This is a genomic window from Chlamydia felis Fe/C-56, from assembly GCF_000009945.1.
In the GTDB taxonomy this organism is placed as follows: Bacteria; Chlamydiota; Chlamydiia; order Chlamydiales; family Chlamydiaceae; genus Chlamydia; species Chlamydia felis.
Genome location: NC_007899.1, coordinates 944,177 through 968,687 on the forward strand (window position 1 = coordinate 944,177; position 24,511 = coordinate 968,687).

Consider the following 24,511-nt stretch of genomic DNA (forward strand, 5'->3'; position numbering starts at 1 on the left):
TTTCCTTGACTGGGAAATTTGCCAACGATTATGGATAACTTTCGTTAAGATATTAGAGGTGGGTTCCCATCTCCCCAAAGCTCATCTCTAATATCTTGATCTTTCTTGCCTTCTTGTATTATCCCTTGCCTAATTTGCCTTTCTGATTTATCTAGCGCATATCTAGTCAGTGAATATTCGCAATAGGTTTTGTTCTATGAAGTGGCTATCAGCTACAGCTGTTTTTGCTGCCGTGCTCCCCTCGATTACAGTATTTTGTGACCCCCTTTCGAAAGAATTAAACTCTAACTACAGAGGATCGGGTTCAAGTACTGCGGATGCTCGTTTGACCAATTTTACTCAGCAAACGCAAGATGCAAGCGGAATAACCTATCTTGTTTCCGGGGATGTTTCCTTCTCAAACTTCACTAACATCCCAGATCCCAAACCTCAGCCACCATCCACAGAACCAGAAACTTCTCCTGAAACAAAAGATAGCGCTGCTAAAAGCAGCGAAAGCAGCAATCCAGCAAGCATAACCCAAAACATTGCGCATCTTCAAACACAGCTTTATCAATCGCTTTTCCAGAGTCTCGGCTCTTCCTCATTTGCACCGCATTTTTCAGATCGTGATCAAGGAAACTTAGATCTTAGCAATTATCTATTTTCAAATATCCACTCTCTAAGCTTTCCGTTCACCGCATCAGCAGGATCCACTACGACAACCACAACGACTCCTGAAGATCCTAAAGGCGGAGGAGCTTTTTACAACGATAAAGACGGTCCTTTATCATTCACTACCTATGCGGGCAATCCCGGATCTCTCTCTTGTTCTCTCATTAAAATGAAGGGAAAAGGTGGGGCTATCTATTCTAAAGGCCCGATATCTTTTGATGGACTAGAGAATCTTACATTTAAAGACAATCTATCCCAGCAATCTGGTGGTGCTTTATTTACCGACTCTACATTGACCATTAGAAATATCCTGAACTCTATTGAATTTACAACAAATGCAGCTAGAGTCCCTATTCCTCTTATTCCTATTCAACCAGCCCCAACAAATCCTCCTGCAGGGTCAGCTGTAACAGGAACACTTTTAGCATCAGATAGCTCCGAGAAAAAAGCCGCAAATACCTCTCCAACCCTTCCTGTTTACACTACAGAGACAGCAGGAAACGGTGGAGCTGCGTTTGCCACAGGCGCTATGCTCATTACCACCTACAAAGACATGACCTTCAGAAGGAACTCTGCTGAGTTCCCCGCAATAATTGATACAATCCAAGCAACGATCGATGCTAATAAAAATAAAGTAGTATCCGCAGTCCCCAAATCTTCCCAAATTATCTCTGCGGCTCAACCATCACAGGGATCAACAACTCCAGAGGTGATTAAGGGATCAGGAGGTGCACTGTTTGGTTTAGATACCATTACAGTCAGTGAGGGATCCGGAACAACCCTGTTCATCTTGAATACAGCTACAGGAAACGGTGGAGCTGTCTACGGGGACAAAGCAGTATCTTTCAATAACATTACTAGTTTAAAATTCCAAAGCAACTCTGCAGATAAACAAGGAGGCGCTATTTATTCCAAAGGGAATCTTACAATACAAGATTCCTCTCTCCTTACCATGTTTAACGGAAACAACGGTAAAACTGGCGGAGGTGCTATTTATAGCCTTGGAGACATAACCCTTTCCAACCTATCTCAAGTAAGTTTTGGAGCTAATAAGGCCGGAAATTACGATATTACCATAACGGTTAAAAACGATGAGGGAACGAATGCAATTGTTCCCTCTGTGCAGTCCAAAATTTCCTCTGCTCTACTAGCATCTCCCCCTGCTAATCTCAGCGCTAGCGCGTCTGCAGTAGATCCGGCACCCAACCCACCACTAGGGAAAGGTGGGGGTATTTATGTAGGCAACAATCTGAGTATCTCCAACATCACGTCCACTCTAGAATTCGTAAAAAACCAATCCACAGATTCTGGTGGAGGTGTCTACGTTAAAGGGACATTAACATGCCAAGATTCCCATAGATTACAATTTGTTTCCAATAGTTCAAAAAAATCTGGTGGTGGTCTGTATAGTGAAACCGATGTTACATTTACAAACCTTACAGGGAACACTCTCTTTCAAGGAAATACTGCCGAAGAAGACGGCGGGGGTATCTGTTTAGCCAATGAAAAGTCTCTCAATATGTCCAATTTAGAGAGCTTTTGTTTAATAGGTAATACCTCCACTAAAAAAAATGGTGGCGGTGCAAATATTCCCAAAGCCTTATCCCTTACTTTCTCTGCCCCCAACTCCTCTCCCGACGCAATTCTTTCTGAAACACCTGCTGTTATTCCTGTATTTGGAAGTGCTATTATTTCTGGAAACAAAGCTGTAGAGGGTAACGGTGGAGGCATTTACACGAAAAAAGCATCTTTCACTAATCTTGAATTGATCGACATCAATCAGAACTCTGCTAAAAATGGTGCTGGGCTTTGTACGCAAAACATATCCTCCTCCGCTGCTAGTGCTTCTGGAGTTGGAGGCTTAGGAGGTGTTGGAGGCTTCATCAAAACCTCAACCGGAATTTCTTCTCAGAAATCTGAAGTAGCTGCAGTAGTTTCCGGAGCCCCTGCAGCGACTCCAGACGATTTAGACTTCAAAGTTGACTATGTTGTTACAACAAACATTACTAAAAACGCTGCGACAGAAAACGGTGGTGGTGTTTACGGAAATAAAGGACAGATTTCTCGTCTTGATCTTCTAAATATCACAGAAAACTCCTCTGGAAAATGCGGTGGAGGCCTATATTTTCAAGAAACATTGACCCTTGAAGGCATAGAAGTCTCCAATATTTCGAATAACACAGCCAAAGAATCTGGTGGAGCTCTCTATGCAAAAACTCTTACCTGCAAAACTTTTACCGACGGGCTTACTGTAAGTAATAATAAAGCTGAGACAACTTCAACCGTATCGGGAACTAATGTTGTTAACGCCTCTGCAGCAGCGACTAATGGCGCTCTCCAAGCTGCAACTCTTACTGAAAAGTTTTCTACGGATAACAAAGCTGAGGCCCATGCCTCTGTAGCGCCGGCAGCCCAACAAGCTAGTGTCCCCACAGCAATTACTGGTGGAGCTCTCTATGCAGAAACACTCACCCTAGAAGGCCTACAAAGTACTTGTGCATTTTCTGGGAACCAAGCTATCGACAACAATGCCACTGACTCAACTGCCGATACACCCGCAGATCCTGATATTCAAGGTGGAGCTATTTATGCTAAGACTAAATTCACCTTACAAAACTGCTCCGGGAACTTAACCTTCAAAGATAACTCTGTACTCACGAAAAGATCTCAAACCACAGGGCAACTAGCTGGCGGAGCTATTTATGCTCCTACTGTTGAAATAAAAAATTGCTCCCAGGCTATCAATTTTTCTAATAACTCCGCCTCATGCACCCCAAAAACAGCAGGAGCCTCTGAAAAAGCGGGTGCAGGAATTACACCTAAAGAAAGTTTTGGTGGAGCTATTGCAGGAACGACTAGCATTACATTTACAGGAAACCAAGCTATCTTTTTCCAAAATAACTCCGCAGATATTGGGTCTGCAATTGGCTGCAAAAATGGTAATAACAATAACGGTACAGTGACATTTTCTGATTCCGGTTACTACTTATTTGAAGGGAATACAGCGAAAAACCGCGGAACCATTTATGCAACCACGTTATCTATTCCCAACGGATACCTAAACTTCTCTAACAATAGTTCTGCTAACGATGGTAGTGCTATTTACTTTACAAAACAGGCCGATATCACAGCAGGATCATCCGTACTGTTCCTAAACAACAAAGTTACCCTAGCACAAACTCCCACTTCTAAAAATGGAAAATCTGCAGTTAACAACCTAGGAGCCGCAATCTACGGAGAACCGACTAGCAGTAGCGATGATGCTAATCTTAACCTTACAGCCTTAGGTGGCAGTATCACATTCAAAAATAACGGATGCACAGCACCAACCAGACAAGACAACCAAGTAAAATCTTTCTGTAGTATAGCTGGTAAAGTTAAACTCACTCTTAATGCTGCGGAAAATCACTCTATCAACTTTTACGATGCCGTAAACATCACAACCCAAAAAACTAGTGATTATAACCCTCTAGATATCAATAAACCCAGCAATGGGAAAACCTCTCAACAGTATACAGGAACTGTATTATTCTCTGGAGAACTTCACGAGCATAAGTCTTTCATTCCACAAAAAGCTACCCTACATGCTGGGACTTTAGTCTTAGGGAAAAATGCAGAGTTAAGTCTTATTTCCTTTGAGCAAAAACCCGGATCTCTGCTTGTTATGGGGCCAGGCTCAGTATTGTCTACGCACAAACCAACAGCGTCAGGATCTGCCGCAAGTGGAGGTATTGTAATTAACAACATCACTATTGATTTTAGTGAGATTGTTTCAGACAACGGAGTCGCTTCCCCTCCAACTTTAAAATTAGGAGCCACCCCAACTCCAATAGCAGCAGGACCTGGGGCTCATAGAAGCAAACAAAGTGCGCTTCCACAAGCAAATAAACAAGCTCCAGACGTAGACCAAGAAAAAATCTACCTAACAGGGACGCTTACCCTTATCGATCCTTCAGGCGTCTTTTACCAAAATCCTTACTTAGGCCAAGACCGCGAAATCGAGTTACTCGCTCTACCACAGGATTCTAGTAAAGTAGACATTTCCGATCTTACTCTAGCAGGAGATACAAAACCTCTGAAAGGTTACATTGGAACTTGGGAACTCCAATCAACAGATCAAAATGGTAAGCTCCAAGCTAAATGGAAGTTTGAGGAATACCGTCGATGGATTTATATTCCTCGTGATAATTACTTCTATGTTAACTCTATCCTAGGTTCTCAGAACTCTCTGATTGCTGTGAAGCAGGGTGTTGTCAACAACATGCTTAACAACGCACGTTTTGATGATGCTGCTTACAATAACCTTTGGTTATCCGGAATTGGATCGTTCTTACAAAAAAGCCAAGGAGAAGAATCTAGAGAATTCACCTACCACGGTCGAGGGTACTCTCTTGCTATAGATGCTAAACCCCGTCCTGAACTTATTCTTGGAGCTGCATTTAGCCAAGTATTCGGACATGCAAAATCGGAAAAAACCGTAGACAACTACAAACATAAGGGTTCCGATCACTCCTTCCAAGGAACTTTATATGCCGGTAGAGCCTTCTATTTGCCTTATAAGCGCACGAAAGCTCCTCGCCCCATCCTTCTTCAGGGGGTAGTGACTTACGGCTATATGAAGCATGATACAACCACCTACTACCCATCCATTCAAGAGCGCAATCTTGGAAATTGGGAAGATCTGGGTTGGATGTTTGATGTGCGTATGATTATGGATTTAAAGGAGCCTTCTCAAAACTCCACAACACGATTCTCCTTCTATTCAGAAGCAGAATATACAGGAGTGCGTCAAAAGCAATTCACAGAGCTTGACTACGATCCTAGAACCTTTGATTCCTTTGCCTATAGAAATCTTGCCATTCCTTTAGGATTCGTCATGGAGGGTGCGCTAATGCAATACGATATTCTTATGTATAATAAGCTATCCCTCGCTTACGTACCTGTGATCTACAGAAACAAGCCTAAATGTAGCTATAGAGTTGACTCTACAGGACAAACTGGTGAAGTTTATGGTGTAATTCCTACAAGAAATGCAGCAAGAGCAGAGTACAGTACACAGCTATACCTAGGGCCATACTGGACGCTATACGGCACCTATACTGTGGAGGCAGGAATGTCTTCATTGGTGCAGATAGCCAACTGTGGCGCACGTATGATATTCTAAGAAGTCAATTTGTTTCAGGAAGTTTGTTTTGTAATTGAGCACCTGCATGCAGGTGCTCAATTACAAAGCTAAAGACAGAACTCAAAATTCACATTCAAGAAGAGATTGTTAAAAAGATATCTTTTATTGATTGTGGTAGCGGCGCATTCTATCAAAGTCTGCGGCATATAACTCATCAAGAAAATACGCTTTAAATAAACCAGGACCTTCGCAACGCTCACGAGCCAGCATTCCACAAAGAGAGAAATACTCAACTCCTAATCGTGTAGCTTCAAAAGAATCCTCTATTACTGATCTAAATGCAGCAAGCACTCCTGTTAGAGAACATCCCATTCCGGTAATGCGAGACATTAATGGGTCCCCAAGTTCCACAGTAGCGTGGCGCTTCCCATCAGTAATAAAATCCTCTGATCCGGTAACAGCAACAGCACAACCACAGAGACATTCACTAGCTAAGGCAACTGCGATATCCTTAGCATCATGGGTTGCGTTAGCAGAATCCATGCCGCGAGTTTTTGCAGGAACATCTCCGAAAGACAGAATCTCACTAGCATTTCCTCGAATAATCGTAGCATGAGACAATATATGGTGGGAAACTTCTGTTCTGATTTTTGTAGCTCCTGAACCTGCAGGATCAAAAATCACAGGTTTACTTTGTCTTACAGCAAGATCCACAGCTCTGTAAGCTCTTTGAATAAACAGATGATCTAGGGTACCAATATTAATATAAACGGCAGAGCTCAATCCTATTAATTCTTCTAACTCTAAATCAGAAACACTCATAACGGGTGAAGCGCCAAGAGCTAGAAAACAATTCGCAAGAAAATCCATAGAAACGTAGTTTGTAATATTTAAAACTACGGGTTGTTCCTGTCTTAAGCGCTGCAAAGCTTCATGCATTTGTTCTAGCATCTGAGCCCCCTATCAACAATTTCTCTTAGTGATTTCGTAACTAAACTAGGGTTATTTGCTGTATGAAATACTCCTATAGCAGCAATACCCGCAGCACCAGCTTCAATAACGTCTGACGCGTTACTTTCATCTATACCGCCGACAGCGACAATAGGATGCTCACAAAGAGACACGGCTTGTTCTAAGCCAGAGAAGCCCCAGAGATGAGCAGCTTCGGGTTTATTCTGAGTTTCAAACATCGCGCTTAATCCCAGATAATCAATAGGCAAAGTATTGGCAGTAAGAAGCTGTTCTAAGGTATTTACATTCCACCCTATAATTTTATCTGGGCCGATAAGCTCTCTAGCCTCGATAACGTCTCCATCTGTTTGTCCTAGATGAACGCCGGAAGCATCCAAATCCATACAGACGGCTACACTATCGCTAATAATTAAAGGGATTTCCAAGGGATCTAAGACGGATTTTAAAGCTTCTCCAAAACCTAGGATTTCCCTATGTGAAAGTTCCTTTTCGCGAAGTTGAACAGCGGTAACTCCTGAGTGTACACAAGCCACAACAAAATCGACATATTCATCTACTGGGATGTTTTTTCTATCGGTGATAAGAATAAGTTTGAAAAAGTCTTCTTCCAAAGGAGTCCCCCTACATATCACACGTTTACGCAAGAGAAGGGAAATTAAAATACTCTTAAAGAAACCCTTAAGAATAAAAACAACAGCCACTCTCTTCGCAAGTATTAACTCGAGCAGGTTCTAAGAACTTTTTTCATCTAAACAGCAAAGATTCACACGTTTAGAGGTTCTAGAAAATTAAAAATTAAAATAGGTTAAAACAAATATCCTTGTTGTACAAGAATAAAAAGTACACGGAGATATTTCTCAACTCTTATTTTTACTTAACAAACTGATAAAGTGGGGGACAATAGATTTGTAGAAAACTGACGGAGAGAGTGGGATTCGAACCCACGGTACGCGTTAACGCACACACGCTTTCCAAGCGTGCTCCTTAAGCCACTCGGACATCTCTCCATTAGCCGAAATAAGGATATTCTTTCGAAAAACTTGACCCGAAGATATCCCATCACCTCTATTTTTATCAAGATTCGTCTGAACACAAAGGATTTTAAAAAAAATCTACAAAGCAATTTTGAATTCACTCTTTATTAAAATTGCTGGTCAATAGGATAATAGCTGAGTTCATCAATCTACCTAGATCATGTTTAGAATATTCTTCATTTTTTCGTTCCTTTTTAGTTTCTCACATGTTTATGGGGACTCGCCGGAACAAAAACAAGTGCTTGTCAGTATAGTTCCTTATAAGTTTCTCGTTGAACAGATCACAGAAGGCACCTGCGAAGTATGTTCCATAGTTACTAATAACTATGACCCCCATACCTATGAGCTATCTCCCCGACACCTGGAAAAACTCCTCCGTGCTCAACTTTGGTTTCGTATGGGAGAAAACTTTGAAAAAGCCTGTGAAAAAAATGTTTCCTGCCCTCAGGTAAATCTTACGAAAAATGTAGACGTTATTCCTGGATATACAGGATGTGCAAAACATTTCCATAGCTTTGACACCCACACATGGTTAAGTCCTAAAAACTTGAAAATACAAGTAGCGACCATTGTGGAAGCTTTATGTTTACATTTCCCAGAGCATACGGCTCTGTATCAAAAAAATGGTGAAAAGCTAAGTAAAACTCTCGATACCTTAGATACGGAGATTCGAGAAATCACAGCCTCTGCTAAGCAGCGTCATATTTTAGTAGCCCACGGAGCTTTCGCCTATTTTTGTCGAGATTACAACTTTTTCCAACATGTTGTTGAAAAAAACAATCACACAGATCCTTCTCCCCAAGATGTTGTACGCGCAGCTCAAAGTATCCGCAAGCACGGAATTTCTTCTATGATTTTACTTCGTCATGCAGGCAAGCGCAGTAGCGCCATGCTTGCCGAGCGTTTTCACATGAATACGGTAAATTTAGATCCTTATGAAGAAAACGTGATAAATAATCTAAAAACCATAGCGACGACTCTTGCTAATTTATGACTTTACAAATACTTGTTAAGAATCTTTCCTTTCGGTATGCACCGAAAAGTTCTTGGATTATCAATAATGTCTCCTTCATGGTTCATGAAAGGGACTTTGTTGGCATTATAGGACCTAATGGCGGAGGGAAAACAACTCTAGTCAAGCTTATTCTAGGACTATTAAAACCAACTTTAGGGACCCTAGAAACTTACTCTACGTGTAAAAAAGATTCCGAATTAGCTATCGGTTGGGTTCCCCAACACTTTGCCTATGATTTTTCCTTCCCTATTTCTGTAAAAGATGTGGTTCTCTCCGGAAGGCTTTCTTTTTTACGTTGGCATGGAAAATACTCGAAACTTGATCATGAATCTGCCGAACAAGCCCTAGAAACCGTAGATCTTCTACATCACAGGGATACGTGCTTTTCTTGCCTATCCGGAGGACAAATCCAGAGGGTACTGCTCGCTAGAGCTTTAGCTTCTCATCCAAAACTCCTCATTCTTGATGAACCGACGGCAAATATTGATCCGGAAAATCAGCAGCGCATCTTACAGATTCTAACTAAGCTCAATGCCCGTTGTACAATTCTCATGATTACCCATGATTTACATCATACAACGAGTCATTTCAACAAACTATTTTATATGAGCAGAACTCTCACAACTTTGACGAATACCCCAACGATATCTCAGGAGTTCTGTTGTGATTCCTTCGAAAAAAAGGCTGGTCTATGATTTCTTTTTTTGGTCTTATGCTACCTGCTCTACTTTTTCCCTCCCTACTTGCAGCTTTAGGAGCATCTATAGCTGGAGGAGTCGTTGGGTCGTATATTGTGGTAAAACGTATTGTTTCTATTACTGGAAGTATTTCTCACTCTATTTTAGGGGGGATAGGTCTTACTCTATGGATGCAATACCAACTAAATCTTGAGTTCTCCCCAATGTATGGGGCTATAGTGGGCGCGGTAATTATTGCGATCTGTATTGGGAAAGTCCATCTCAAGTATCAAGAAAGAGAAGACGCTCTCATTGGGATGATTTGGTCTGTGGGCATGGCTATTGGGATTATTTTCATCTCCCAACTTCCGGCCTTTAATTCGGAATTAATCAATTTTCTTTTTGGAAATATTCTTTGGGTAACTACACACGACATTTATAGCCTGGGAGTCTTAGATGTTGTTGTTCTTACAACAGTAGTACTTTGTCATACTAGATTTCTTGCGTTATGCTTCGATGAGAAATACATGATGCTCAGTCGCTATTCTGTACAAACTTGGTATTTGCTTTTGCTAATCCTTACAGCAATCACCATCGTGATGTTGATTTATATCATGGGGGTAATTTTAACGCTAAGCATGCTAGTTTTGCCTATATCCATCGCTTGCAGGTTTTCCTATAGAATGGCCCACATCATGATCATTTCGGTGTTTCTGAACGTTCTATGTTCATGCTCGGGAATTGTTGTCGCCTATGCTTTAGATTTCCCAGCGGGACCAACGATTGCGATTTTGATGGGACTTGCTTATATGGCGAGTCTATTTGTGAAAAGACTATTCAGCAAATCGACGCCTTCTCCTGTCAATCCGGATAGCAACACAAACTTTTCTGAAGGGAACAGTCTTTGAAAACTTTCTAGGCGTTCCTGTCTTTCATCTGGAAGAAGATCATCGATCTTATTTAAAGCAATAATTCTACTCTTATCTGCGAGATTTTCCTTATAATGCAGAAGCTCGTCTATAAGGATACGTAGATCTTCTTCTGGAGACGATCTCTCACACCCACAAATATCGATAACAAACAATAACAATCTGGTGCGTTCAATGTGTTTTAGGAAATCCAATCCTAAGCCACGATTTTGATGGGCGCCTTCTATAATCCCCGGAATATCCGCTATAATCCAGGGTTTTTGATACAGCTTTTCCTGACAAGGAACCAGCCCTAATACAGGCTGAAGCGTAGTAAATGGATAAGCTCCTACCCTAACTTCTGTTCTAGCGAGAGTATTAAACAAGGTAGATTTTCCTGCATTTGGGAATCCTACGAGACCGATGTCGGCGATAAGTTTTAGTTCAAACTCTACTTGACGTACTTCCCCTGGTTTTCCTGGAGTAGCTTTCGTAGGAGCGCGGTTAGTAGACGTTTTAAAAAAGGTATTTCCCTTCCCCCCTTTGCCTCCGCGACAAATCACTAAACGTTCTCCATCTTTTGTAAAGTCGTATAGAATTTCTTGGGTTTCTACATCACGCAACAAGGTACCTTCAGGAACAACCAAAACAAGATCTTTCCCATTTCTTCCGGAACGGTTATTTGTTGCTCCAGCCTGACCGTCTTCGGCTTTTAAAAAGCGTATGTTTCTATAGGATTCAAAAGAGTATACGTGAGTAGCTGACTCAATAATGATAGATCCGCCGACACCACCGTTACCGCCGTAGGGGCCGCCCTTAGGAAGATATTTTTCTTTTCTCCAAGCTACAACACCGTTGCCGCCTTTCCCTGCACGCAACTCTATGGTAATCCGATCTAAAAACATTGTGTAATTATCCCTACACCATAAACGCTATTAAAAAAGAAAAGCCCTATTTCATGCGTGAGCAAAAAATAAAGCTTTCTTGACAAACTAGTTTTTGAAGAATCTTGTCTTTAAGACTTATTCTGGAAGAACAGAAACGTAAGTGCGATCTGTTTTTCTTAGGACAACGATACCGTTTACTAAAGCAAACAAAGTATCATCACGACCTCTACCTACATTCTTTGCAGGATGCCACTTAGTTCCTCTCTGTCTTACAAGAATACTTCCTGTGGTAACTCTTTGCCCTGCGCCCACTTTCATTCCGAGACGTTTTGACTCTGAATCGCGACCGTTACGGCTTGCTCCCTGACCTTTCTTATGTGCCATTTCAAAATCCTTTAGTTTTTCACCAATCGATTACATCACTAGATTACTAATCTTTACTCTAAGATAGTTCTGACGGTGACCAGTCTTGCGATGATAATTTTTACGTCTTTTGTATTTATAGGCGATGACTTTTTCTCCACGAACCCGAGACAACATCTCTCCCTTTACTACAGCATTACTTACTGTAGGAGTCCCTAAAGAAGCTTTAGATCCGTCAAAAGTGAACAATACTTGCTCGAAAACAACTTCTTGTCCTTCAGAGACACCGTCTAATAATTCGACGTCAATCACATCTCCTTCAGAAACTTGATATTGCTTGTTTCCGGTCTGAATTATCGCGTAGGGCTTCATTAATTCTTTCCTTATGATTCTTTATTCTGTGCTTAGGACTCAATACATTCGCCAAATACTTTAGCAAACGTTGAAATTATAAAAAACACAAAGTCATTGATTTTAGTTTTTCAAGAAAAACTAGACGCATTGAACGTTAACCGAGTATGGCCGGAGCCGGGATCGAACCGACGACACAAGGATCTTCAATCCTCTGCTCTACCAGCTGAGCTATCCAGCCATTTCAGATAGGTTATCATAAGGAAATATTCGCTTTAACGCAACGATATTTCTAAGAATAGGGACTCTATTATCAAAGAGCTTATGAAAAAAGCAGGCCTGCGGATCCGGAGGTTTGCGTTTGTTCTACCCTAGGGGTAACGTATTCTCTCTGATTTACACGGGGAACATCCTGGAACGCTGCGCAAATGACTCTTAAAAACAGATAGAGAATTTTTAACAGCAGCACCACGATACCCAACCCGTAAAATTCCAAGAACCCCGTGAATGTGTAAACCAATATTTTGGATATACTTTCATCTTGAAATTTCACTGACCACACACTGAAGAGTTTGATCAATCCCATGACGGAGCCGACGATAGGAATCGCTGCTAATAGGGAATTCTTTAGTGCTGCGGGCCTTGTTAAATCCCAGTCACAAGAAACCTCCCAGAGACCTTCATCATCTCTAGGAAATAACAAATAGAACCTTGGATGACATATCTGGCCTATTCTACTGTCAAATTCCTGAGTTGTTTGGAATCTAATCTGCATGGCACTAATTTAAACCCGTTTTGAATAAAAATCTCAACATTTTCTAATATTTTAGATTAAAACACAAACTATTTTAACAACACCTAATGATATAAAAATACTTTGCTCAACTAAACCAATAATTTTTCTTCGATTAAAAGTGTTCTTGAAGAATTTTTATATATGTATAGGTGCGTGAATTCTGATTATCTTGTATATTTTCCCCAGAGATTTTCAACTACAGGAAGTCCCTGGAGATTTGGGAATACGAAAACTTTCTCAAATAGCAGTAAATCTCGATAAAGGAATTTAAAGCGGTATAACAAATATGAACGCAGAAAAAGACTCTCCCTTGCCTAAACCACAATGGGTTTATCGTGTAGGAATCGGGCAAGACAGCCATCGTTTCCTCTCTGAAAGTTCTGCAAAACCCTGCATTTTAGCTGGGGTAATCTTTGAAAATAGTCCTGGTTTCCAAGCAAATTCCGATGGTGATATTGTTTTCCACGCTATTTGCAACGCCATCTCTTCCGTCACGCATAGAATCATACTAGGAGACGTTGCTGACGAGCTTTTCCACACGCGAGGCATTACTGACAGCAGCATATATTTATCTGAAGCTATAAAGTCATTAAAACCGAACCAATTGATTTCTCACGTAGCTATTACTATTGAGGGAAATCGTCCTAAATTTCTTCCCAAGCTATCTGCTATGCGGCAAAGCATAGCCTCAGCTTTAAATATATCTTTAGGATCCGTAGGCATTACTGCGACTTCTGGGGAAGGCTTGAGTGATTTTGGTTGTGGCGATGGCGTACAATGTTTTTGCGTACTTACAGTTATGGAGTATTGCGGTTAATAGACATCGACAACGTAACGACGCTCTTCCTTTAACTGGAAGAGCTGATTTTTCCCTAGGATATCTTCCAGGGTCTTTCTAACTTCTGTTCCTAGGACTTTACTTCCGCAAACAAAGAAATACGCCCCTTCTTCGCATGCTTTAACGATAAGTTCTCTTTGTTCTTTGACAAGATCTTGCACATAGATTTTCTGATCTCCATCACGAGAAAAGGCCAAGAAGAGTTGGAGTTGCTTATTGTCCACAGCATTTTTCCAAAAATCTTGGTAATAGAAATTTGCTTTTTCAAAGCGTTCTCCGAAAAAGAGAATATTCATTCCGGGATCATTATTATAAATACGCTGTTGCACAAAGCCTTTGTAGGGAGCGATTCCTGTTCCAGAGCCAATCATTACAATGGGCTTATTTTGTACATCATTTGCGATAGTAAAATGCTTTGTAGGCTGTACGAATACATGGCAGCCCTCTTCAAACTGTAGTTCCTTACATAAAAAGAAGGAGCATACGCCATAATGATTTTCATATTCCCCGGGATAACTTACGAGCCTGACCAGAAGCTCAATTTTCTCCTCTTTAGGAAGAGGTGCTGAAGCTATTGAATAAAATCTGGGCAATAGGGGCTGAACGCTTTCTACGAATAGGTCTACGGGAATACGGGGCTGATATTTTCGGATGGCATCATAAAAGGTTAAGGACTCATCTAAGTCTGGGAAAAAAGACTTAAGTCTTGATGGAAGCTTATTTACATTAGCCAGACGTCTCAGAAAGTCGTAGAGAGTTGTTTGAGAAGATTCTCGAGTTTGAATGAGTTGTGTTGGAGAATAGCCTAAGCACTCAAGGATCTTTTCAACAACATGTATGGGATTCTTTGGAAATATGCCTAGAGAATCCCCCACCTTATAAGATAAATTAGAGTCTGCTGTTTTGAAAAACAATTGATAAACATGGCCAGCATCAGAAGAAGCAACATTAGAATCGCAACAAGAAATGAGCTCTCGTGAGAGAAGAGATACTCTCTGAGCCTTAAATTTCTTTAACAAATGCATAGCCTGTCAGATTAATTTATGCAGCCTTGATCTTAATATCAACTCCTGCTGGAAGAGCTAACATTTTTAAGGCATCTATAGTTTTTCCTGTAGGATCCAGGATATCAATTAAACGCTTATGCGTCCGAATTTCAAACTGCTCCCTAGACTTCTTGTCCACATGAGGAGAACGCAATACAGTGTATACTTCTCTCTTTGTGGGCAAAGGAATAGGACCTGCTACACGAGCACCTGTTCTTTTAGCAGTCTCAACAATATCTGCAGTTGATCGATCCAGCTGTCCTTGATCGAATCCTTTCAGACGAATACGAATTTTCTGTTTTTGCTGCTTCATATATTCCTTACTTCTTAACAATCTCTTCTTGAATTTTTTGAGGAACCTTAGCAAAGAAGGCTGGTTCCATTGTTGATGTTGCTCTTCCGGAAGTCAGGGATCTCAAAGACGTTGTGTATCCAAACATTTCACTTAAAGGAACCTCGGCATTCACTTGTGCCATACCTCGCGAAGATTCCTGACCCAAGATTTTTCCACGACGACGATTTAAGTCTCCGATTACATCTCCTAAATGATCTTCGGGAGTGATTACTGCGATTTTCATAATAGGTTCTAAAATTATCGGAGCAGCTTTTCTACAGGCTTCTTTAACAGCCATCGAACCGCATATTTTAAATGCCATCTCGCTAGAATCCACTTCGTGATATGAACCGAATACGATGTTTACTTTCACATCAACTAAGCCGTAACCGGCAAGAACTCCTGAATTTAAGCCCTCTTCCACCCCTTTTATAACCGCAGGGATATACTCTTTAGGAATGACACCACCAACAATTTTGCTGACAACTTCATTACCTTTCCCTGGCTCATTAGGCTCAATCTCGAGGCAAACGTGAGCATATTGTCCACGACCACCAGATTGTTTTACATATTTTGTTTCGCTAGCGCCGTTTTTAGTAATTGTTTCCTTATAAGAAACTTGAGGCTTACCGACATTCGCTTCCACTTTAAATTCGCGGATCATACGATCGCGAAGAATATCTAAGTGTAATTCACCCATTCCAGAGATAATTGTTTGCCCAGTCTCTTCATTGGAAGTCACGCGGAACGTGGGATCTTCTTCAGAAAGAGCATTCAAAGCTTGGGCCAATTTCTCTCTATCGCCTTTAGATTTAGGCTCAATAGCCATATCAATCACAGGCTCAGGAATTTCTATTCTCTCAAGAACAATTTCCTGATTTTCATCACAGAGAGTATCTCCTGTTACTGAGAATTTCAAACCTACACAAGCACCGATATCCCCAACAGTGAACTCATCTCTATCCGTTCTTTCATTAGCGTGCATCTCCAACAGACGAGAGATTCGCTCTTTCTTATCTTTAGTAGAGTTGAGTATCGCCGAACCTTTTTTGAGAGTTCCGGAATAAATACGGATAAAGGTAATACGACCGACATAGGGGTCTGTCATAATTTTGAAAGCTAGAGCGGCCAAAGGCCCGTCTTTTCTAGGCTCTAGAGAAATCTCTGCGTTATTTTTTAAACTAATTCCATGAATCGTGCCACGATCTTTAGGTGATGGCAACCATTTTACAATAACGTTAAGGAGTTGTTGTACGCCCTTGTTTTTAAATGCGGTTCCGCACAATACGGGGTTGATTTTGTTCTCAATAACCCCTTTTCGCATAACCGCATGAATTTCATCTTCGGTAATAGAATCTGGGTCTTCTAGAACTTTCTCCATGAAAGCTTCGTTGCTTTCATCTATTGTAGCGAGTTCTTCAAGAAGAGCGTAACGAAGTTCTGCGCATTTCTCTTTTAGTTCCTCAGGAATTTCTCGCTCTTCCCATTTAGCTCCTAGAGTCTCATCTAGGAAATACAAAGCTTTTTGAGAGATTAGATCTACCATCCCAACAAATTGGCTTTCAGAACCAATAGGACAGTGTACAGCAACAGCGTTAGCACCGAGTTTTTCTTTCATGGATTCAACAGCTGCGAAGTAATCCGCACCCATACGGTCCATTTTATTGACAAAAGCAATTCGAGGAACACCGTATTTATTGGCCTGTCTCCAAACAGTTTCTGACTGGGGCTCGACTCCAGACACTGCATCAAATACGGCTACCGCGCCGTCCAGAACACGAAGAGATCGCTCAACTTCAATAGTAAAATCTACGTGACCAGGGGTGTCAATAATATTAATTTTACAATCCAGCCAGAAAACGGTCGTCGCAGCAGAGGTAATAGTAATACCTCTTTCTTGTTCCTGCTCCATCCAGTCCATGGTAGCTCCGCCTTCATGCACCTCACCAATTTTGTGAGTTCTTCCAGCGTAATAAAGAATTCTTTCTGTCGTTGTCGTTTTTCCCGCATCGATATGAGCCATGATACCGATGTTTCTAATTTTGCTTAAATCGAATTCCTGATCACTCATGAACTTGTTCTGCCTTTTCCAAACCGAGATTAAATACTATTTTACCACTTGTAATGAGCAAATGCTTTATTTGCTTCAGCCATACGATGAGTATCTTCACGCTTCTTGATTGTAGCTCCCTGCTTATTGAAACAGTCAACAAGCTCGGTTGCCAAACCTACTTCCATAGATTTCCCAGGCTTTGCCCTAGCGAATTTAATAATCCACTGCATAGCCAAACAATCCCTACGTCCTGCAGCAACTTCTACAGGCACTTGATATGTAGCACCCCCAACGCGACGGGAGCGAACTTCAAGCAAAGGCTTTGCGTTTTCTAGAGCTTCTTCAAAAGCTTCTAAAGCATTTTCAGCTCCCACTTTCTTAGCAAACCTTTCTAGAGCTGAGTAGACGATTTTTCTAGCGATGCTTTTCTTCCCGTGCATCATGACTTTATTAATAAATCTTTCCAAAGTCACACTTCCATATATAGGATCTGCTGGGACTACCTTCTTCTCAGCGGCATGTCGTCTTGACATATAAATTAACCTCTAACTTCTCTTTCCTAAATAAAGAACAGTCCTACTTAGGACGCTTTGCTCCGTATCGAGAACGGCTTTGTTTTCTATTTTTAACAGCAGCGCAATCTAAAGCTCCGCGAACGATATGATAACGAACACCGGGCAAATCTTTAACCCTACCACCTTGAACCAAAACGATGCTGTGCTCTTGCAAATTATGCCCTTCGCCACCAATGTAGGCGATTACCTCTTGGCCATTAGACAAGCGCACCCAGGCAACTTTACGTAAAGCTGAGTTCGGCTTTTTAGGAGTCTTTGTCTTCACTTGCAGGCACACACCACGTCTTTGTGGGCATTTCTGCAAGGCAGGAGATTTCTTTCTAGACGCGCTAGATTGACGCTTTTTACGTATTAATTGATTAATGGTTGGCATGTATCCTTCTCAATTCAACCTAACTACTACAAGGGGGAAAATATAGAGTAAGGATCCTTTGTTTGCAAGGGCTTATTTTCAGATAGGAACTGGAGTATAATCATCTGATATTCAAAAAAATCATTCCAGTATGAAAAACTTATTTTTCAGTTTTAGAATTGAAAAAACGGCTCTATAAATTCGTGAGAGAAAAAATTTAGAATTTCATGGAAAGACATCAAACGGGTGAACCTAATACATTATCATTCACGCAACCCAAAGAAGAACTATAGCACCTTGCTTTTATTCTATCCCGCTTGAAAATGCCACCTAAGGAATAAAACAAAGACACGAGGAACCTGCTTTCCCCAAAACAGGCCTCCTGTTATGCAACCGCGACTAGATTGATCTGCAGATCTTCCGTAAGACTAATCACCTCGTCCCCTGTCTTGAGGAATAGGAGTTTTTACGAAAATGTCTTTATATAAAATCATCTTTTTACGAGTGAAGCACGGATTTTTTACATTTTATATACTTTCAATAGGCAATTCTCGATAGCTTTCCTCGTTTTCAAGAATAGTTTTAATAATCACCCTCTTATGCTTTGAAAGAAATACGGATGTTAATTCAAGGAAATTTTCTAAGCACGGGCAAAAAACTCGGGGAAACAAGAAATTCTTTAAGCAGAATACCGAGATTGGAGCATAGCTCTATCTGTTTCAAAGCTTTATTTTAAGTGTTTTCTTATGTCATTTTTTTTATAATGTTTATTCTTTAAGTCGAAGGAAGCCTATGACTACGGAAATCCCCATTAATTTTTTACGTGCGGATTGTCAACAACAAGTATATGCTTCTTCGCGCAACATTGTCATGATTGCGATGGCAGTTGTATTCTTTATTCTCGCATTGATTTTATCTGGATTAAGTTTCATTCCGCAAGCAACCTTGCCTTTTTCAGGAGCTTACTTCGTTATAGGTTCTTTCTTAGTTTTCATTGCTGCCGGTATACTATTAATCAACATGCTTTACGATATGCACAATTCCCTGCGTTCCTGCATTTCGCAGACCTAAAAAGAATATTTTTTTACCAACCTATTTATTCTGAATAGTTTTTTCTTGAAGTCCAAAATCTTTGCTCAAGCCTGAGCGTTTTGTGCCGATGTTACGAGTATCCATGATCAACAAAGATACTTGTAATGATAAAAATACTACGTCTTTGCGCTCTTGTTCTAACATTCCTTCCTAGTTTCTCTTTTTCTTCTGAATTATTTCGTGAAGAGGACATAAGGAAAACTGTAGATAAACTCATTGAGTATCATATCGATATTCAGGATATCTCTTCAGACATTTTGATTCGCTCCTTAATAGGGTATTCTCAATCTTTTGATCCTCATAAAGCTTATCTTACAGAGCAAGAAGTCAGTAATTTTATCCAGTCTACGGATATCAAAAAACGTCTATTGAGAAATTACAAAACGAATAATTTTTCCGTTTATCAGAATTTAAATCATGTAGTTAAGGACAGTATTACTCGTGCGCGTCAATGGCGTTCGGAATGGTTATCTGATCCTGTGGCTTTAGTTAGAGAAGCTTCCACGCATACGCTTATAAAGAAGCCTGGTCAATGGGCACATTCTATTCAGGAGCTGAAGGAAAGACAGCGTTCTTTACTACTTTCCTATATTTCTGTGTATTTGTCAGATGGTTCTAAAGATAGATATTTAGGTAAAGAAGCTTCTTTAACACGACTTTGTGTACGTCAACTTGAGGCATATGAAAACCCTTATCTAGGGATTAATGACTATGGGAAACCGATGTCTCTGGAGGAGGAGTCTCACCACTTCCATGTGCGTGTTGTTAAAGCTATGGTGCACAGTTTAGATGCGCACACAACCTACTTTAGCAAAGATGAAGCCCTTGCTATGCGTATTCAATTAGAAAAGGGCATGTGTGGGATTGGAGTTATCTTAAAAGAAGATATCGATGGGGTTATTATAAAAGAGATTATTCCTGGAGGCCCTGCAGATAAAACTAGTGAATTGCATGTGGATGATGTGATTTATCGTGTGGACGGTAAAAGCATAGAAAATCTCCCATTTAAAGCTGTTTTAGATTGTCTTAGAGGCTCTCAAGGTTCTGAGGTGGTCTTAGATGTGCATAGTAAGGATCAAAACCGCACAGTTAAATTACGAAGAGAAAAGATTAGTTTGGATGATCGCCGTGTGGATGTCTCCTATGAGCCTTACGGAGATGGGATTATTGGCAAGATCACCTTGCACTCTTTCTATGAAGGAGAAAACCAGGTTTCTAGCGAACAAGATTTAAAGCGTGCTATTCAAAGTTTACAAGATAAGAATCTCCTAGGACTCGTTTTAGACATTCGAGAGAACACCGGAGGTTTTCTCTCACAAGCCATTAAAGTGTCTGGGTTATTTATGACCAATGGAGTCGTTGTTGTTTCGCGTTATGCGGACGGCAGTATTAAACGTTACCGCACAATATCTCCTAAAAAATTCTACGATGGGCCTCTAACTATTCTTGTTTCAAAAAGTTCTGCATCCGCGGCAGAAATTGTTGCTCAAACATTACAAGATTATGGCGTAGCTATAATCGTTGGTGATGAACAAACTTACGGGAAGGGGACAATCCAGCATCAAACAATTACAGCAGATTCTGATAAAGAAGGATTTTTTAAAGTTACTGTAGGAAAATACTACTCCCCTTCAGGAAAGTCAACCCAACTTCATGGAGTTCGTTCTGATATTCATATAGCTTCACGTTATTTGGAAGAACCCTTAGGAGAACGGTATTTAGAGCACCCCCTACCTTCGGATAATTGTGATAATGTCATGGATGACAATTTGGGGGATCTTGATTCTCATATGCGTCCGTGGTTTCAGAAATACTACCTTCCAAATCTACAGAAGGAAGAGACGGTGTGGAGAGAGATGCTTCCCCAGCTTTCAGCGAATAGTCAACAGCGATTAAATGAAAATAAAAACTACAAGATCTTTTTGGATGAATTAAAAGGTTCTTCGGATGAAATGCGTTCTTTTGGTAGCAACGATTTACAGATGGAAGAATCTGTGAATATTTTAAAAGACATGATTCTTCTAAGAGATCGTAAAGCTTCGGTTTCTTTAGGAGGCTAACTGCCTCCTAAAGTCTTTATAAAGTGAAATCCTCTATCCCAACTATGATTTAGAAGACTCCGGATCATTACTATTCATAGTAAAAATCGTATTCGACTGGTTAATCTTACCATCATCCAAAATATCTTCAGTTGTTGCTAAAAGACGTTTGCATAAGCGCCATTTTTCTGGCGTGCAAGGCTGTTCCATGAACACCGAGGTTGCAAGCAGTTTAACCAAACCGATAATCGCAGGGATTAAGAACAAGAAGGCATTTTTACCAATCTGCCCTTGCAAGACAAAGGTCAATGCCAAGCCCGCAACAAGTAAGATAATTCCGAGCACTACCATAGTAATTTGGAAAGCCCTCGACTGTACTATTTTTGATGTTCTTATGGGATCAATTATGTGTACTCTGCACCATGACAATACGGAATTAATTAAGGATACCTGTGCCGCATCATTTTGTATTACTTCTTCCAATCCTGGTTGGATTAGATCAACTAGAGGCTCACTAGTTGCATTACCTAATTTCATCTTAAGCTTCCTCACTAAACATATAAGACGAAAAAGTTTAACTCAGGCAAGCATTAATTAAAATTTTTAATTGAATATTTGTAAGCTTTTATTGGGATCTCTGGGAAAAAATCAGAATCTCTGGGAAGCTTTGAAAACACAAAAAAAGCCGCCCTAGACTATCTCTAAGGCGGCTTTTTCGTTTACCAACTTTTAAAAAGAATAAGATTAGTAAACGTGTGTGTTTTCCGTATCTGCGACAGGTACTGTTAAAGTATCCGAAGAAAGAATAGCTTCTCCGCGAGCATCCCCAGGAGCAACTCCTTTCAATGTTACAGAAAATTCTACAGATTCTTTAGAACCGAGTTTAGGTAATGCATCGAATACGACCGTATTACCTGTAATCGTTCCTTTTGTTGGTCCTGAAGAAGAAACGGGTTGTAATTCCTTAGAGAACTTAAGGATTAGCGAAACGTTAGTATCTTCAGCAGAACCACGGTTGGTTACACAAATGCGGTATACTGTATTTTCCCCTACGCAAATAGGATCATTAGTATCGATTACGCACATATGGGTAGCTGCTAGACCTTTCCAATGTGTTGTAACTTCTGCGCAAGATGTGCAGGTTCCACAATCTGAGTTAGTTTTTACAACAACTTGATTTGTGAATTTACCTGGGGTTTGAGCTTTAGCCACAACTTTGAATTGAAGAGTTTCTCCTGGGCACATTTCTTTAATGCACCATACAGCTTTGTTGCAGCAGATTTCTGCTCCCGCAGCTTCTAGAATTGAAGCTCCTGAAGGTGCGGTATCTTCTATAACAACATCGTAAAGTTTAAGATCTCCGGGATTAGATACAACAATAGTGTATTCTACAGGCTTACATACGTAAGACCAATCAGCTCCGGAGATATTGACTTGTACGCAAGGCTCATTGATTACAGTAGTTACGTTAGCGGAACATTTATGTCCTCCGCAGTAAGATACGGTAGCAACGTTAGTGACTTTTCCTCTTTTTTGAGGGCAAAACTCTACAGTGAAACACTTAGAATCCCCAGGACGCATATCTCCTAAATTGAAGGAAAGAACACGTTGTCCTGAAGCGTGAGTGTAACCGTCTGGTACAGGGTTATCGACAACAACACTGCGGGCTATGGCAGAACCGGTGTTGCAAACTTCGATTTTGTAACAAACTGGGCAACGTAAGCAAGCACACTCAGGGCCTTCTTGCTTAATGCAAATAGCAGGTTGTCCGCATTTGGTATAAGAGCGAAGCTCTGGGCAAGCACATACAGTAGCAGCTGTGAAGCAGCAACCTTCTTTAAGAGGTTTTACCCAAACGGTAATTTTGCATCTTTCACCTTGACCTAAGCGATCTATAGTCCAAATTAATTTGCTATCGGAGGTAGGTGTTGTCACAGGATCACTGCTGACAAATTCTACTTCGCAAGGAAGCTGTTGAGTGATAACGACATTAACGCAATCTTTTTTACCTACTGCAAGAATTTCAATAGGATAAGGAGATCCTACTGTTGCATATTCAGGTACAGCTTGGCTAATTTCAACGTTACAATCATCGTTAACACGAACACTATACATTTTGCCGTAGCAAGATTCTTGTCTAGTGTCTACGGATGATTGGCATTGACCGCCTTCGCAAGGATAAAATTCTTTATCACAGAAAGCGTTATTATTTTTTTGCTCAGGTTTTTGATTTTTATTACGGCCGAATCTAATTTTCTTGGCTGTTGTCTGCAAGATATTGCTATCAGAAGCTTCGGCACTGGCAATAAATCTTGTAACAAGAGACTCTGCAGCAGCTACCTCTGTCTTCCCGCTGGCAAATGAACTCGCCATACTAGTTAGCGCGAGGACCGTAACTACTCGTCTGATGAGTTTGGACATAGGGATCTCCTATCGCGTGTGTTGTTTTTTCTTCTGCCATCGGGTAGAAAGTTATGAACTCTTACCCTCAACATTTAAGTTTATTTTTATAAAGGCAGTTAGCAGGGAAATACTTTACCTCCTAACTACCCGATCAATTTAAGTAAACAGATAAGAACTGTTGCCTATTGTTTGCATCTGCCGTCTGGAGATGTACAACCTTTAACTTGAGGTCCTTGAGCTCCCGAATTGCACTCACCGCCGCAAGGCTTGGAGCAAGAAGGTGTGTAAGTTCCACAGGGGTTGCATCCGCTATCTTTCTTGTTGAAAGCGTTGCAAGGGTTGCAGGATTTAGGCGCACAAGGATCTTCAAAACAGCAATCTACAATACGGCAGCAGCTACTTAAGCCAAAAACACCACAACATACTGCAGCTAGTAAAACAGCTTTCTTCATAAATTTATAACTCCTTTCTAATTAGAAAACTTAACGCGCTTGATTTCTTATTAAAAACCCTTTCAGTTTTTAATAATTAATAAAGCTTATTCCCATGAACAATATTACAATAGAAAATAAAAATTTTATCAATTCTTTTTTCTACTTATATTTTTCTTAAACTAAATCTTTTTCTCTTAGAAAAAAATAAAACTAGATCTCTAATTACAAAACTCTGGATAAATAGAACTTTGTTCTAGAAAAGGTTGGAAGGAAGTTATTACAAACAACTTAGGCTAAATTTATTGATAAGAGGGAGAGTTATTGTTCTCCCTAAACTCCTGAATATCAGGGCGCTGTGTTTTTATTACAACAACAACACTTTTAATTAAATAGATATTAAAACAAATATTGTTCTAACATTTAAACAAATAAGGAGATGGGAAATGAGAATGTTTTCTTTTTTATACGTTTTTTTCTGCACATCTCTTCTCATTTCCAGCTGTTCCTACGCCCCCCCTCCTCGCAGCTATATTCTCGCGCAAAGAGATATTCCTCTAACTAAA

21 protein-coding genes and 2 tRNA genes are annotated in these 24,511 nt (G+C 40.5%); 7 read left to right on the forward strand and 16 right to left on the reverse strand.

Going from position 1 to position 24,511, the window contains the following annotated elements; all coding sequences use genetic code 11:
- The first annotated feature begins 196 nt into the window (after positions 1-196).
- Positions 197-5,818 carry a polymorphic outer membrane protein middle domain-containing protein gene (locus CF_RS04010; RefSeq protein WP_011458351.1) on the forward strand — a complete coding sequence of 1,874 codons (5,622 nt, stop codon included), beginning with the start codon at positions 197-199 and terminating at the stop codon, positions 5,816-5,818.
- Positions 5,819-5,941: 123 nt separating this feature from the next.
- Here the strand turns inward: CF_RS04010 and thiM are convergent, their stop codons facing one another.
- The 3 genes from thiM to CF_RS04025 form a co-directional block, all read right to left on the reverse strand.
- Entirely contained in the window at positions 5,942-6,730 is a 789-nt protein-coding gene (thiM, locus tag CF_RS04015) for a hydroxyethylthiazole kinase (RefSeq protein WP_011458352.1), read from the reverse strand.
- Entirely contained in the window at positions 6,724-7,362 is a 639-nt protein-coding gene (gene thiE, locus CF_RS04020; RefSeq protein WP_041468107.1) for a thiamine phosphate synthase, read from the reverse strand. Before thiE ends, thiM begins: the two co-directional genes overlap by 7 nt.
- 309 nt (positions 7,363-7,671) lie before the next feature.
- Positions 7,672-7,758 (reverse strand) — tRNA-Ser (locus tag CF_RS04025).
- A gap of 187 nt (positions 7,759-7,945) precedes the next feature.
- Here CF_RS04025 and CF_RS04030 point away from each other — a divergent pair.
- Genes CF_RS04030 through CF_RS04040 form a run of 3 tightly spaced genes read left to right on the forward strand, consistent with a single transcriptional unit; the run spans position 7,946 to position 10,385 of the window.
- A complete protein-coding gene (locus tag CF_RS04030; protein ID WP_011458354.1) occupies positions 7,946-8,779 on the forward strand; it encodes a metal ABC transporter solute-binding protein, Zn/Mn family in 834 nt (277 codons plus the stop codon).
- Positions 8,776-9,495 (forward strand): metal ABC transporter ATP-binding protein, encoded by a 720-nt coding sequence (locus tag CF_RS04035; RefSeq protein WP_011458355.1) that lies wholly within the window; start codon positions 8,776-8,778, stop codon positions 9,493-9,495. Before CF_RS04030 ends, CF_RS04035 begins: the two co-directional genes overlap by 4 nt.
- Entirely contained in the window at positions 9,492-10,385 is an 894-nt protein-coding gene (locus tag CF_RS04040; RefSeq protein WP_011458356.1) for a metal ABC transporter permease, read from the forward strand. The genes CF_RS04035 and CF_RS04040 overlap by 4 nt, the downstream gene beginning before the upstream one ends.
- On the opposite strand, the gene cgtA is transcribed toward CF_RS04040, so the two are convergent.
- The 5 genes from cgtA to CF_RS04065 all read right to left on the reverse strand — a co-directional run bounded on the left by cgtA (position 10,283) and on the right by CF_RS04065 (position 12,689).
- Entirely contained in the window at positions 10,283-11,290 is a 1,008-nt protein-coding gene (cgtA, locus tag CF_RS04045) for an Obg family GTPase CgtA (protein ID WP_011458357.1), read from the reverse strand. The two genes, CF_RS04040 and cgtA, sit on opposite strands and share 103 nt — an antisense overlap.
- Positions 11,291-11,407: 117 nt before the next feature.
- Complete coding sequence (rpmA, locus tag CF_RS04050) at positions 11,408-11,656, reverse strand: 50S ribosomal protein L27 (protein ID WP_011458358.1); 249 nt, start codon at positions 11,654-11,656, stop codon at positions 11,408-11,410.
- A gap of 30 nt (positions 11,657-11,686) precedes the next feature.
- A complete protein-coding gene (gene rplU, locus CF_RS04055) occupies positions 11,687-12,007 on the reverse strand; it encodes a 50S ribosomal protein L21 (protein ID WP_011458359.1) in 321 nt (106 codons plus the stop codon).
- A gap of 147 nt (positions 12,008-12,154) precedes the next feature.
- Positions 12,155-12,227 (reverse strand) — tRNA-Phe (locus CF_RS04060).
- An 81-nt stretch (positions 12,228-12,308) separates the two neighbouring features.
- A complete protein-coding gene (locus CF_RS04065) occupies positions 12,309-12,689 on the reverse strand; it encodes a hypothetical protein (protein ID WP_232500664.1) in 381 nt (126 codons plus the stop codon).
- A gap of 379 nt (positions 12,690-13,068) precedes the next feature.
- On the opposite strand from CF_RS04065, the gene ispF reads away from it, so the two are divergent.
- Positions 13,069-13,599, forward strand: a complete 531-nt coding sequence (gene ispF, locus CF_RS04070; RefSeq protein WP_011458361.1) for a 2-C-methyl-D-erythritol 2,4-cyclodiphosphate synthase — start codon at positions 13,069-13,071, stop codon at positions 13,597-13,599.
- Here ispF and CF_RS04075 read toward each other — a convergent pair.
- From CF_RS04075 to rpsL, 5 genes are read right to left on the reverse strand one after another with little or no spacing between them, the layout of a single operon-like run.
- On the reverse strand, positions 13,596-14,645 hold the full coding sequence (locus tag CF_RS04075; RefSeq protein WP_011458362.1) for a sulfite reductase flavoprotein subunit alpha: 1,050 nt from the start codon (positions 14,643-14,645) through the stop codon (positions 13,596-13,598). The two genes, ispF and CF_RS04075, sit on opposite strands and share 4 nt — an antisense overlap.
- 16 nt (positions 14,646-14,661) lie before the next feature.
- On the reverse strand, positions 14,662-14,979 hold the full coding sequence (rpsJ, locus tag CF_RS04080; protein WP_006342871.1) for a 30S ribosomal protein S10: 318 nt from the start codon (positions 14,977-14,979) through the stop codon (positions 14,662-14,664).
- Positions 14,980-14,986: 7 nt separating this feature from the next.
- On the reverse strand, positions 14,987-17,071 hold the full coding sequence (gene fusA, locus CF_RS04085; protein WP_011458363.1) for an elongation factor G: 2,085 nt from the start codon (positions 17,069-17,071) through the stop codon (positions 14,987-14,989).
- Positions 17,072-17,112: 41 nt separating this feature from the next.
- Positions 17,113-17,586 carry a 30S ribosomal protein S7 gene (gene rpsG / locus CF_RS04090; protein WP_011458364.1) on the reverse strand — a complete coding sequence of 158 codons (474 nt, stop codon included), beginning with the start codon at positions 17,584-17,586 and terminating at the stop codon, positions 17,113-17,115.
- Between the two features lie 43 nt (positions 17,587-17,629).
- Positions 17,630-18,001, reverse strand: a complete 372-nt coding sequence (gene rpsL, locus CF_RS04095; protein ID WP_006342868.1) for a 30S ribosomal protein S12 — start codon at positions 17,999-18,001, stop codon at positions 17,630-17,632.
- Positions 18,002-18,772: 771 nt separating this feature from the next.
- Between rpsL and CF_RS04100 the strand changes: the two genes are divergently transcribed.
- Positions 18,773-19,051 carry a hypothetical protein gene (locus CF_RS04100; RefSeq protein WP_011458365.1) on the forward strand — a complete coding sequence of 93 codons (279 nt, stop codon included), beginning with the start codon at positions 18,773-18,775 and terminating at the stop codon, positions 19,049-19,051.
- 125 nt (positions 19,052-19,176) lie between these two features.
- On the forward strand, positions 19,177-21,132 hold the full coding sequence (locus CF_RS04105; protein ID WP_011458366.1) for a S41 family peptidase: 1,956 nt from the start codon (positions 19,177-19,179) through the stop codon (positions 21,130-21,132).
- 42 nt (positions 21,133-21,174) lie between these two features.
- Here CF_RS04105 and CF_RS05140 read toward each other — a convergent pair whose 3' ends face one another.
- From CF_RS05140 to CF_RS04120, 3 genes are all read right to left on the reverse strand, one after another.
- Complete coding sequence (locus CF_RS05140) at positions 21,175-21,648, reverse strand: cysteine-rich outer membrane protein (protein WP_050711614.1); 474 nt, start codon at positions 21,646-21,648, stop codon at positions 21,175-21,177.
- 207 nt (positions 21,649-21,855) lie between these two features.
- A complete protein-coding gene (gene omcB / locus CF_RS04115; RefSeq protein WP_011458368.1) occupies positions 21,856-23,532 on the reverse strand; it encodes an outer membrane complex protein OmcB in 1,677 nt (558 codons plus the stop codon).
- Between the two features lie 164 nt (positions 23,533-23,696).
- Positions 23,697-23,966 (reverse strand): small cysteine-rich outer membrane protein, encoded by a 270-nt coding sequence (locus CF_RS04120; protein ID WP_011458369.1) that lies wholly within the window; start codon positions 23,964-23,966, stop codon positions 23,697-23,699.
- Between the last annotated feature and the right edge of the window lie 545 nt (positions 23,967-24,511).